Genomic DNA, 13,850 nt, shown 5'->3' on the forward strand with positions numbered 1-13,850 from the left:
CGAAAGACGCACATATGCGCTTGGAATCATGTACTCCGGCAGCGTCTGTCCCAGATGCTTCCGCAGTTCCGACGCCGTCAGCTCCTCTTCGCTAACGAAGTATGCACACAGGTAACGGTCTCCTTCTTTCGAGACGAGGGCTAGCACCACGCATTCTTTCACCGTTTCATGCGCAAGCAGCGTCGCTTCGATTTCGCCCAGCTCGATCCGATGACCCCGGATCTTCACCTGATGGTCAATCCGGCCCCGGTATTCCAGCTCGCCGTTGCTGTTCCACTTCGCCAAATCTCCCGTGCGATACAGCCGCTCGCCCGCTTTCCATGGATTCGCAATGAATCTTTCCGCCGTTAGCTCCGGCCGCCCCAAGTACCCGCGTGCCACGCCTTCCCCGCTTACATACAGCTCGCCTGCCACACCCAGTGGCGCTAGCTGCTGGCTTCCATCCAAAATGTAGGCGCCCAGCGTTGGAATCGGCTTCCCGATCGTACTTGCGTTCGAGGCGATCTCCACCTCCCCGATTTCTTTGTACGTCACATGCACCGTCGTTTCCGTAATCCCGTACATATTGACCAAACGGCTCGCCGGATATTTTCCCCGCCATGGCTTCAGTTGGATCGGCGCAAGCGCTTCTCCCCCGAAGATCACGTAGCGGATCTGCAAATGGCTCGCCTCGCGCTTCGCTTCTTCCCGAATCACCTGGTAGAAGGCCGTCGGCGTCTGGTTCAAAACCGTTACGCCCTCTTCGTCCAACAGCGCCACAAAGCGCGCCGGATCTTGCGCCACCGTGCGGGATACCACCACAAGACGGCCTCCGTACAACAGCGCCCCGTACATTTCCCATACCGAGAAGTCAAAGCAGTACGAGTGGAACAGCGTCCATACGTCTTGTTCCTTGAAGTCAAACGGCATGCGATCATTCACCAGCAAGCGGACTACGTTTCGGTGTTCAATCAATACGCCCTTCGGTTTCCCCGTCGTGCCCGACGTATAAATCACGTACGCCAAGTGACTCGATTCATTCACCGGAGGCAGGTTGTCCCCATGCTCCTCGCAGGATTCCGACTGTTCCACTTCGATAATTTCTCCCACATAGGCCAGCCCTTCCGCCAGCCCTTTCCGGCTGAGCAGCCATGCCGCTCCGCTGTCTTCCAGCATATAAGCGATCCGATCCGCCGGATAATCCGGATCAATCGGCACATACGCGCCTCCCGCTTTCAGCACCGCCAGCATGCTGACCACCATCTCAACCGAACGGTCGATCAAAATGCCTACCAGGCTCTCCGCCTGTACGCCTTTTTCACGCAGCTTATACGCCAGCCGGTTCGCGCGCTTGTTCAGCTCCCTGTACGTGAGCCGTGTCTGTTCAAACACGACCGCTTCCGCTTCCGGCGTTCTCTCCGCCTGCTCTTCGAACAGCTGATGGATCGTTTTTTCTCTCGGATACGCAGCTTCCGTTGCGTTGAGACCATGCAGCAGCAGCTGTTTTTCATTTTCACTCAAAATATCTAATGAACGCATAGTTGCATTAAAATCATCTAAAACAGTGGATAAGTATCCTTTTAGTAACGAAACAATTGAATTAACCGTCTCATTTCGATAGCAATGAGCATTGTAAGAGACAACAAGCGATAACTCTTCATCTTTTTGGAACGAAAAAACCATATCATATTCAGAATTAATAATGAGCTGCGGATCATGTATAGTGTCAAGCAGCACCATAATCCGTAATTCTAGTCCCATTACATTGCGGATGACAGAATAAGGGTAATTTTGGTTCTCATTAGCTTCGCTGACCGTATTTTTAACTTGAGAAAGCCATTCTTTAAACGTACTCGCATCATTATAATCCGTTCTTAAAAAGACTTTATCATTGATAAGAACAACTCCGGCATCCTGCTTAAAAACAGGCATCCCCACCAGCAAATCTGTACTCTCATTAAATCGATGAAGTAAATATTTAACGCCGGATAAGAGGAACATGTAGAACAAATAATCAGATTTATTGCTTATCCTTTCTATTTTCCCTGCTAGCTCCGACGGAAAAAAATAGAGTTTATTTTTAAGCTGATACCCGTCGCCTGTATGGAAATCATATGGAAACGTACTGCCAACAGGCTGTCCCTCCAGCTTTTCCAACCAGTACTTCTTTTCCGCCTCAAATTCTATGCTTGTTGTAATAATATTTTTTTCATGACTTGTTAACAAACCTATTCCTCCTTGTGATAGAACAACTAGAAGACAAATTCAGAATCAATTGGCATCACATTTTTCACCTTACTGATATCGTTTCCGATCTTTATCTCACTCAGCTGTATGTTCAGATCACTTTCGCTTGTTATAAACTCTAAAATTTTCACGTAATTTGCGAGCATCTGTTCAATCGTTTGTTGCATAAATAAGGTTGAACGGTACACAAGATTTATAACAAGCTGTTCCTCTTCTTCTGCAATTTCGAGGGAAAGGTCAAACTTCGCAGTTTGTTGAGTCATTTCATATTCAGAAACATGAACTCCATCTAAATCGGCGTTTGTGGAAAGAGCCCCCGTATCCGTATTTTGCAAAACAAACATGACATCAAATAACGGATTTCTCGAAACGTCACGCGGTAATTTCAGCTTCTCTACAAGCTCTTCAAATGGATAGTCTTGATTTTCATAAGCTGCTAACGCCATCTCTTTGACTTCCTTTAGAAGCTGCTCGAACGTTTTTTCTTGCTCCGGACGGACACGAAGTACTAGCGTATTGACGAACATGCCGATCATTTCTTCCACGTCTGCATGATTTCTGCCTGCAATAGGAGTTCCGATTGAAATATCGCCTTGACCGGCATATTTCCCGAGCAGCGTCCCGTAAACGGATAATAAAACCATATACAAGGTGCAGCCGCTTTCTTTTGCAAGCCGATTCAATCCATCTGTCAGATCCTTGGACACGACTGTCCGCATGCGCGACCCTTCAAAATTTTGCACAGCAGGTCTTGCGTAGTCGGTTGTTAGCTCCAGCGTCGGAACGCCTCCGCTATATACGCTCATCCAGTATTCTTCTTGTTTTTTCATCATTTCGGCTATAGCCGCCGTTTGCTGCCAGACCGCGTAGTCCTTATATTGAACTCTTACTTCTGGCAAGGACTCCCCTGCATAAATGGCTAAAATATCACGAATGATAATATCTCTTGAAACTCCATCAGAAATGATATGGTGAATATCCAAAAGCAAAACATACTTATCTTGACTACATTTAATTAATTCCACCCGAAGCAACGGCGGCTGTGATAGATCGAACGGTCTTATAAACGCTCTAATCAAACCGTCCACTTCCGACTCCGCAGCTTCCCGGAACCCGATTTGGAAGGTTTTGATTTCATGAATTTTTTGAACAACGTCTCCGTCTAGCGCTTCTAATGAAGTTCGCAATATTTCGTGCCTGTTGATCAATGCAAGGAATGCTTCTTCAAATCGTTGTCTATTTAATGAACCTTCTAACAGGAATACTTTTGGTTCGTTGTAGCTCGTGCTTTCCAGATCTAGCTGGTGGAGCACAAATAGTCTTCGCTGTGCTGATGTAGCAGGGTAATAGGCTTTTTGCTCCGTTCGCAATATTGCTGACTGCTCTTTTTTCTCTGCCACTGCCATATATTCCGCCAGCCCTGCGATCGTAGGTCTAAGAAACATTTCCCGCAACGGTATTTTTATCCCAAATTCTTGGGTGATCCGAGTTACGAGCGTAGTCGCTTTTAAGGAATGGCCTCCATGCTCAAAGAAATGATCGAACACGCCAATAGTATCCACTTTCAATATCGACTTCCATATATCGGAAAGCCGTTCTTCGACCTCATTGCGCGGCGCCACATAGCTGGTTTCACTTTGCAAGCTTCCGTCAGGCGGCGGCAGCAGTTTGCGATCCACTTTTCCGTTAGAAGTTAAAGGCATTTCGGAAAGCCGGACAAAATAGGAGGGAATCATATATTCCGGCAGCATTTCTCCCATGTAATTTCTCAGTTCCGTTACAGTCAGCTTGGATTCCGTCACGATATACGCGCACAGATACTTTGTCCCTTCCAGTTCCTCCAGCGCGCTCACCACCGCTTCCCGGATCTGTGGATGCCGCAACAGCTGCGCTTCAATTTCTCCAAGCTCTATCCGGTAGCCGCGAATTTTTACCTGGTGGTCGATTCTTCCCAAAAACTCTATATTTCCTCCCGGAAGCCATCTTGCGAGATCCCCCGTTTTGTACATCTTTTCTCCAGGCCGGAACGGATTTTCAATGAATTTCATAGCTGTCAAATCCGGGTTATTCCAATACCCTCTGGCTAATCCTGCACCGCCGATGTGTATTTCCCCAATTTGCCCTATCGGAAGCAAACTTAATCTATCGTTTAAAATATATACATAGTTATTTAACAGCGGCTTTCCAATATAAACTTTATTGTCTTCCGTTATTTTATAAGAGCTCGACCATACCGTAGTCTCAGTCGGCCCGTACATGTTATAAATCGTTGCGTCCGTAAATTCTCTCGTCTTTCGCACCAATTCTCTCGGCAGCGGTTCTCCTCCTACTAAAATTGCTTTCAAATCCTTCATAAACGCTTTTGATTCCATATCTTCATTCAGCATGACCAATTTAGACGGCGTGCATTGCATGGCATCGACTGGGCCTGCTGGCATATCCTTTTCGCCGGTCTCAACCAAATCGGCATAATGATTTCTAAGCTCTGTGAGATGGCGCAATCCCTCTTTGATCGATTGAACGTCCAGCCCAAAGTCAACCAAACAAGCTACTTCATTAACACCCGCGCTAATAAACTCTTCAACCAGCTTCTCGCATTTTTCAGCATTGCCAAATAAAGTCGAGCTCTCCCAAAACATTTCGAATGCCAATTCATACAGTTCATTATCCGCCGCATCCGAATGGCTTTCTTCCGGAAAAAGACTGCTGATTAATCCGGCGCTTGATTTTAGATAACTATAGAACGGCGTTCTGACTTTTTCCTTTGCACGGTCCAAATCCTCATCGATAAAGGTATGCACCATTAAAGTCACAATGCCGGATAACGGATCAAAACCATTGGCCTTTAAAGATTTTCGGTACGCAGCTATATTCTTTCGCAAAACACCCAAGTCTTGACCCAATAAATGAGTTAAAATATTGGCTCCAGCCGCCCCTGCTTTAATATAAGTCTCTTCATTCCCGGCAGTGGTCACCCAGACAGGCAATTGTTTCTGCACCGGCTTCGGATAGATTTCAACAGATGTGACATCGCCTAAGCCGTTTGGAGCGGTATACGCCTCCTTATTCCATAGCTTCCTAACCTCTTCAATTTGATCGAACATCATTTCTTTCCGTTTTTCATAGTTCCCCGGATTCAGCACATAATCATTGGCATGCCAACCCGAAGCAAACGATACCCCGATTCTGCCTTTTGACAGGTTGTCCACCATCGACCATTCTTCGGCAATTCTAATTGAGGAATGCAGCGGAGACACTACGCTGCCTGATCGTATTTGAATGGAATGGGTAGTCATGGCCAGGGCGGCGGACGTTACGGCCGGGTTAGGAAATAATCCGCCGAACTCATGGAAATGCCTTTCCGGCGTCCATATTGCTTTATAATTATTTTCATCCGCATATTTCGCGCACTCCAACAATAAATCATAATTATTGTGATCCCCTTGATAGGTGGAAAAGAAGAACACGCTAAAATCGATACTTTTTCTGTCTTGTTTTAAAACCAATCTATCTAAATTGTAGCCATCAAAGCTCACAACTACTTTTTTCCCGCGAGACAATGAACATAATATTTCCAAAACAGATATATCAAATGTGATATTGGTCATCTGTAAAAACGAATGAATATCCTCATTTTCTAATACCTGATCAATTGCGTGTATAAAGTTAACCAAGCTGGCATGCTCAATCATGACTCCCTTCGGACGTCCCGTCGTGCCTGATGTGTAAATCACATAAGCCAGGTTGCCCGGCTCGCACGCATAATTCGGATTTGCCGTTTCTCCCGCATATACGGCTTCCTGGCGCAAGTCGATCACTTCGCCTCTAAATGTATCCGGAATTTGCCCGTTCAAATTGCCCTGCGTAACCAGCCAAGCAGCGCCGCTGTCATCCAGCATGTATGCAATCCGGTCCGCCGGGTATTCCGGATCGATCGGCAAGTACGTGCCTCCCGCTTTCAAAACACCCAAAATACCCACGATCATTTCGAGCGATCGTTCTACCATGATCCCGACAATTTGGTCGCAGCCAACCCCTTTGGCCTGCAATTGCCGGGCTATTTGATTTGCACGGGCATTCAGCTCTTCATACGTCAATTGCGCCGATTCAAATACAACCGCCGTTTGCTTGGGACTGCGCAAGACCTGCTCTTCAAACAGCTGGTGAATCGTTTTCTCTTTTGGATAGGCGGCTTCATTGTCATTAAAGCTTTGAAGCAAAGTATGCCGCTCGCTTGCCGATAAAATCTCAAGATCGCTTAAAATGGTTTCAGGCGTCTCCTGAACTGCTCTCAGCAGCTCCAGAAGATGACCAATCATTCTTTCTATTGTTTCTTTTTGAAATAATTTGCTTCCAAAATCCAGTTGCAACTCAATTTCTTCATCTTCTTCCCTGGCTATTAAGGTCAAATCACATTTCGCTACTTGACCGGCTATCTCAAATGGACTCAAATTTGCGCCATCAATCTCCAGCGCTTGCAAATCCATGTTTTGAAACATAAACATCGTGTCATAGACGGGATTTCGCCCCATATCTCTCGGCAGATTCAGCCGATCGACCAATTCCTCGAACGGGTAGTCCTGATGCTCGTAAGCGCCTAGCGACGCTTCTTTAATTTCTGTTAACAGGTCCGTGAACCGCTTGTCTGGCGCCGGCCGGCTGCGCAGCACCAGCGTATTGACGAACATCCCCACCATTTCTTCTACGTCCGCATGGGTTCTGCCCGCGATCGGCGTGCCGATTACCAATTCTTCCTGCCCGCTATACTTCCCGAGCAGCACGCTGTATGCCGACAGCAAAACCATATACAAGGTGCTGCCGCTCGCTTGCGCCAAATGTCGCAGACCCGCCGCCACTTCCTTCGGCACTCGCGCCCGCACCCAATCTCCTTCGAAGCTTTGCATCACCGGTCTTGCATAATCCGTCGGCAAATTGAGCACCGGCACGCCATCAGCGTACAGATTCAGCCAATATGCTTCCTGCCGCTTCATTTCCTCGCTTGCGGCGTGCTGTTGCTGCTGCCAGACCGCATAATCCTTATACTGAATCGCCAGCTCAGGCAGCTCTTTCCCTGCATACAGCGCCGACAATTCGCGGGCGATGACGTTCACCGATACGCCGTCGGAAATGATATGATGCATGTCGAACAGCAGCACATGCTTCTCCGCAGCCACCTGAATAACGCCGACCCGCAGCAGCGGTCCTTTCTCCAGGTCAAATGGCCGCACAAACGACTTAACCCGCGCTTCAATCTCGTCTTCTTCCGCTTCCCCGTATTCAACTTGGAAGTCTGCCGTTTCGTGAATTCGTTGGACAATTTCTCCTTCTACCGTCTCAATCGACGTCCGCAGCGCCTCATGCCTATCTACTAAAAGCCTGGCTGCCCTGTTTAATCGGCCCGGATCCAAGCTGCCTCTAACTACGAATATAGCAGGAATATGATAGCTAACATTTTCCGGATCAAACTGCTGCAAAACAAATAATCTTCTTTGCGCGGATGTCGCCGGATAATAGGCCTGCGGCGCTGCCGGCGCGATTCGCAGCTGCTGCTTGATATCCGCTGCCTTCATATACGCCGCCATCCCCGCAATCGTCGGCCGTTGGAACACTTCGCGCAGCGGCATTTCCGCCCCAAACTCCTGGCTGATTCGCGCCACCAGCGTCGTCGCTTTCAACGAATGGCCGCCCAGAGCAAAGAAGTTGTCCATTACCCCTATCGTGTCTGCCTGCAAAATCGACTGCCAAATAACCAGCAACCGCTCTTCCGCTTTATTGCGCGGCGCCACATAAGCGACCCCGCTCTTCATGCTGCCATCCGGCTCCGGCAACGCTTTTCGGTCTACTTTGCCATTTGGCGTCAACGGAATTTCCGCCAGCTGGACGAACGCGCCCGGAATCATATATTCCGGCAGCCCTGCTCCCATATGCTGGCGCAGCTCCGCTATCGTCAGTTCCTCTTCGCTCACGAGGTACGCGCACAAATATTTTGCTCCGCTTTCGTCTTCCCTCGCGCTGACGACCGCTTCCCGGATTTGTTCGTGCTTCAGCAGCTGCGCTTCGACTTCTCCCAGCTCAATCCGGTAGCCCCGAATTTTCACTTGATGATCGATTCGGCCTAGAAACTCAATGTTTCCGTCCGGCATCCATCTCGCCAGATCCCCCGTCCGGTACATCCGCTCCCCGGAAGCAAACGGATTCGCGACAAATTTGGACGAGGTTAATTTTGAATTGTTAAGATAGCCGCGCGCCAAACTGCTTCCCGCAATACACAGTTCTCCCGGAACCCCAATCGGCTGCATCCGATCGGACAGCCTGTCCAGCACGTATATCTGCGCATTTGCTACTGGCTTGCCAATAATGCCTATATGAGTCAGGTCGGTCACTGCCTTATATGTCGCAACTACGCTATTTTCTGTAGGGCCGTACTCATTCATAATCTTTACGGAAGGAAACTTTTCAAACGACAGATTTAGAACAGACTCGGTAAGCGGTTCTCCTGCTAATGTAACCTGGACGAGATGCTCGCTCTCTACTGTCGTCATGATTTCCAGCAAAGACCTATATAAGCTTGGAATACATATAAAGTGAGTAATTTTTTCTTTTAAAATTAAGCGCTTGATTGCCATTGGATCTCGTGCAAGCTCCTCTTGTATCAAGACCACTTTTGAACCGGACAAAATTGGCGTAAACAGGCTTGTTACAAAACCATCAAAAGCAAATGAAAATAATTGCAATATGTTATGAAAGCTCTGTAATGCATATTCGTCCCTTCTCCACTGCAACGTATTGGAGATCTGGGCATGTTCAATCATAACGCCCTTTGGCTGCCCTGTCGTACCCGAGGTATAGATTACATAAGCCAAACTGTCCGGCTCGCACGCATAGTTCGGATTGGACGTTTCCCCTCCGTACAGAGCTTCACTGTGCAGATCAATCACTTCGCCGCCAAAAGCAGACGGAATTTGTCCGCGCAAGCTGCCTTGCGTCACCAGCCATGTCGTACCGCTATCTTCCAGCATGTACGCGATCCGGTCCGCCGGATATTCCGGGTCGATTGGCAAATACGCGCCTCCCGCTTTCAAAATACCCAGAATGCCTACGAGCATCTCTGCCGACCGTTCTACCATAATTCCCACGATCCGGTCGCGTCCCACTCCTTTGGAACGCAATTGCCGCGCCACCTGATTTGCACGGGCATTTAACTCTTCATACGTCAACTCTGCCGACTCAAATACAACTGCCGTTTGGGCAGGCGTACGCAATACCTGCTCTTCAAACAGTTGGTGAATCGTTTTCTCTTTCGGATAGGCCGCTTCCGTCGCATTGAAGTCGTGCAGGAGCGTCTGCTTTTCTTCCTCCGTCAACATCTCCAGGCTGCCTATGCCTGCTGCTGGACGCTCTCCGATTGCTTTCAGCAAAGCCAGCAGATGACCCGACATTCTCTCGATCGTCTCTTTGCGGAACAGCGCGCTGCCGTACTCTAGCTCCAGCTCGATTTCTTCGTCCTCTTCAATGGCCGTCAGCGTTATATCACATTTGGCCGTTCCAGCGGAATCTGCATAAGCGCCCAGCTCGAAATCGCCCATTTCCAGCGCCTGCATGTCCATGTTTTGCAATACAAACATCGCATCGTAGACCGCATTTCGGCCCGTATCTCTCGGCAGATTCAGCCGGTCGACCAATTCCTCGAACGGATAGTCTTGATGCTCGTAGGCGTCCAGCGCCGCTTCTTTGACTTCCGCCAACAGCTCCGTGAACGGTTTGTCCGGCGCCGGACGGCTCCGCAGCACCAGCGTATTGACGAACATCCCCACCATTTCTTCCACATCCGCATGGGTTCTGCCCGCGATCGGCGTGCCGATCACCACGTCTTCCTGCCCGCTGTATTTTCCGAGCAATGCGCTGTAGGCCGACAGCAACACCATGTACAACGTGCTGCCGCTCGCCTTTGCCACGCGATGCAGGCCTTCCGTCACTTCCTTCGACACCCGCGACCGTACCCGGTCTCCGGCAAAGCTTTGCATCACCGGTCTCGCGTAATCCGTCGGCAAATTCAGCACCGGCACGCCTTCGGCGTACAGGTTCAGCCAGTACGCTTCCTGCTGCTTCATCGCTTCGCTTGCCGCATGCTCCTGCTGCCACACCGCATAGTCCTTGTACTGAATCGCCAGCTCAGGCAACGCTTCTCCGGCATACAACGCCGACAATTCACGGGCGATTACGTTCGCCGATACGCCGTCGGAAATGATATGGTGCATGTCGAACAGCAGCATGTGCTTCTCTTCGGCCACCTGAATAACGCCCACACGCAGCAGCGGCGCTTTTCCTAAATCGAACGGCCGCACAAACGCCGTAATCCGCGCTTCGATTTCGTTTTCGTCCGCTTCCTCATATTCAACTTGGAAGTCCACCGTTTCGTGAATCCGTTGAATGATCTCTCCCTCTGATGTTTCAATCGACGTCCGCAGCACCTCATGCCGGTCAATCAGCGCTTGCATCGCTTTCTCCAGCCGCCCCCGGTCAAGTCTGCCCTTCATTTGCAATGCGTTTGATATGTTATAATGCGTATTTCCCGGATCGAATTGCTGTAAAACAAACAATCTTCTTTGGGCGGAAGTCGCCGGATAGTACACTTGCGGCAATGCAGGAGCTATTCGCTGCTGCTGCTTTTTCTCCGCTGCCCCCATATAATCCGCCATTTCTGCAATCGTTGGCCGTTGAAACACTTCCCGCAGCGGAATTTCGACGCCAAAAGCTTGGCTGATTCGCGCCACCAGTGTCGTCGCTTTCAACGAATGACCGCCCAAGGCAAAAAAGTTATCCATCATTCCTATCAAGTCCGCCTGCAAGACCGACTGCCAAATGATGAGCAAGCGTTCTTCCGTCTCATTGCGCGGCGATACATACGCAGCCCCGCTCTTTATGCTGTCATCCGGCTCCGGCAACGCTTTCCGATCCACCTTGCCATTTTTCGTCAACGGGATTTCAGCCAAGCGCACAAACACGCTTGGAATCATGTACTCCGGCACCCCTTCACCTGCCTGTTGCCGCAGTTCATCTGCCGTCATTTCCGTCTCGCTCACCACATATGCGCACAAGTATCCCGTTCCGCTCTCGTCTTCCCTCGCGGTTACGACTGCTTCCCGGATTCCCTCGTTTCTCAGCAGCTGCGCTTCAATTTCGCCCAGCTCGATCCGGTAGCCCCGAATTTTCACCTGATGATCAACCCGGCCTAAAAATTCAATATTTCCATCCGGCATCCACCTTGCCAGGTCGCCTGTTCGGTACATCCGCTCCTCCGCTCCGAACGGACTTGCAACAAACTTAGACGCCGTTAGCTCTGAATTATTAAGATAGCCGCGCGCCACACCCATGCCAGCTATACATAACTCTCCTGAAAACCCAACCGGCTTTAACCGGTTGGATTCATCGACTATATATATTTTAGTATTACTGATCGGCTTTCCAATCGTGCGTATGCTTTGCTTTCCCTGCTCTACCCTGTATACGGTAGCCACTACGCTGTTCTCAGTCGGACCATATTCATTAATGATTTCCGCTTGCGGCAGTATCCGCGCTGTTTTATCAATAAGGTTATTGCTTAACGGTTCTCCGCCAAGTGTAACTTGCTTCAATCCTTCAAGCCGCTTAGGCAGCGCATGCTCAAGCATTAATGAGTACATAGAAGGAGTCCCGATAAAATGAGTAATCTCTGTCCCCTCTGTCCCCTCAGCCCCGCCATGATTTAGCCGATTAATAAACTCGTTGATCTCGGTAAGGACGGCCGATGCTCCAGAGATTAACGTTGTAAACATACTCGTTACAAATGCATCAAAAACAAAAGGTGTGGCTACAACAACCGTATCGCTGCAAGCAAGCCCGTACATCTCTCTTCTCCACTGCAACGTATTGGAGATATTGCGATGTTCAATCATAACCCCTTTAGGGTTTCCAGTCGTTCCCGAGGTATAGATTACGTAAGCTAAACTGGTTAACGCGCACTCATAGTCTGGATTGGCCTCGTCCTCTATATGGAACTCCCCGCTGTTTAAATCAAGGATCTTGCCAGTATAGGTTTTCGGAATGCATTTGCTTAAATGGCTTTGAATAACAACGCAGTCCGAGCTGCTGTCTTCTAACATAAATGCGATCCGATCTGCCGGGTATTCCGGATCAATCGGCAAATACGCTGCGCCGGCTTTTAAAATCCCCAGTATTCCCACAATCATTTCTAGTGAGCGTTCCATCACAATCGCTACTGTTTGATCTTGAACAACGCCCATTTTCCGCAAATACCTCGCGATCTGGTTCGCTCGGGCATTCAATTCCCGATAGGTCAGCCTTTGCTCTTCAAAAACAATTGCCGTTTGTTCAGGGCTGCGCTGCGCCTGCTCTTCAAACAACCGATGGATCGTTGTTTCCGGATAAGCGGCTTCAGTATCGTTAAATTCATCTAGCAGCTGTTGCTTTTCCGCATCGGACAGCAGTTCTATTAATTCTATTTTTGTATTTAAGTTATGAGCTATAAGCTCTAAATACCTTAATAAATACACGCTTAAAGATTGTATAGTCTCAAAGCGGTATTTATTGGCGCTGTAAAATACGCTTAGAGATAAACTGTCTCCATTTCTATGAAAATTAAAAACGGCATCAAATTCGCTCGGCGTTACCAATTCCAGGTCATGGATAGCATCCAATGCAACGATTACCCTGACGGGGTAGCTGTCGCTACCCCCGGGAACCGCAGTAATAGTATGGATTGGATAGTTCTCATTTTCATTTGCTTGCACTATCATTTCTTTAATACGCTGCACCCAGTCTTTCAAAATTTCCTTGTCGCTTATTTTTGTCCGAATGGGCAGCAGATTATTTATTAAGGGCGAATCATCCTCTTGCCTGAACACAGGAATTCCTACTAAGAGATCTTTGGTGCCGGTATAACTATATAGTAAAAACTTTATTGAAGATAACAGCGCAATAAACAATCCATAGTTAGAGTGATTGCTGAACGTTAACAATTTTTTTGCAACTTCGTTCGGAACGTCACAACGATATTCTTCTATTGTTTCTCTGCTTGGTCCGGCATTCACCAAATCATATGGAAAAGCGCTGGGCTCGCTTCCTTCTAAAAGTTTCGTCCAAAATGCTTTCTCTGCTTCAAATTCACTAGAAGAAGCGATAATGCTTGATAATGGGGATTGTTTCATTCCAACACTCCTTTACACCATAAAATCCATAAGATCCAGTTTTATTGATTTACGCTTCTTTACTTTGCTTGTAAGCTCAATATCTTTAAGCATTACTTGATTATTTTGCGCAATTTGATCCAGCAGTTCATTAAAGTGATTCATAACGGTTTCGATCGTTTGCTTGTCAAACAAACATGTTTTGTACTCAAAATGAAGTTCCAGTTCCTCTGCTTCTTCGATTACTTCGAGAGACAGGTCCAGCTTTGCAATATTGCGAATCATCTCATACGTCGTAAATTTCGCATCGTCAGTATGCAGACCGCTATCATCCATGTTTTGCATAATAAACATGACATCAAACAATGGATTTCTCCCTGTCTCTCGCGGCAGATTCAGTTGGTCAACCAATTCCTCGAACGGATAGTCTTGATGCTC

3 protein-coding genes are annotated in these 13,850 nt (G+C 48.3%); all 3 read right to left on the minus strand.

Annotated features, from left to right (window positions below; translation table 11 throughout):
• The coding region (locus tag J7E85_RS32850; RefSeq protein ID WP_251036221.1) for a non-ribosomal peptide synthetase at positions 1–2,205 on the minus strand (2,205 nt) is incomplete at its 3' end.
• Between the two features lie 26 nt (positions 2,206–2,231).
• Complete coding sequence (locus J7E85_RS32855) at positions 2,232–13,433, minus strand: non-ribosomal peptide synthetase (RefSeq protein ID WP_215164153.1); 11,202 nt, start codon at positions 13,431–13,433, stop codon at positions 2,232–2,234.
• 12 nt (positions 13,434–13,445) lie between these two features.
• Positions 13,446–13,850, minus strand: a 405-nt coding sequence (locus J7E85_RS32860; RefSeq protein ID WP_215164154.1) for a condensation domain-containing protein, incomplete at its 5' end; no start/stop codon positions are given.

Origin of the sequence: Paenibacillus sp. ISL-20, from assembly GCF_018613005.1 — a bacterium.
GTDB lineage: Bacteria > Bacillota > Bacilli > Paenibacillales > Paenibacillaceae > Paenibacillus_AQ.

Excerpts from the sequence above, each read along its gene's own strand:
- J7E85_RS32855 (WP_215164153.1), bottom strand. The coding sequence starts at position 13,433 with ATGAAACAATCCCCATTATCAAGCATTATCGCTTCTTCTAGTGAATTT.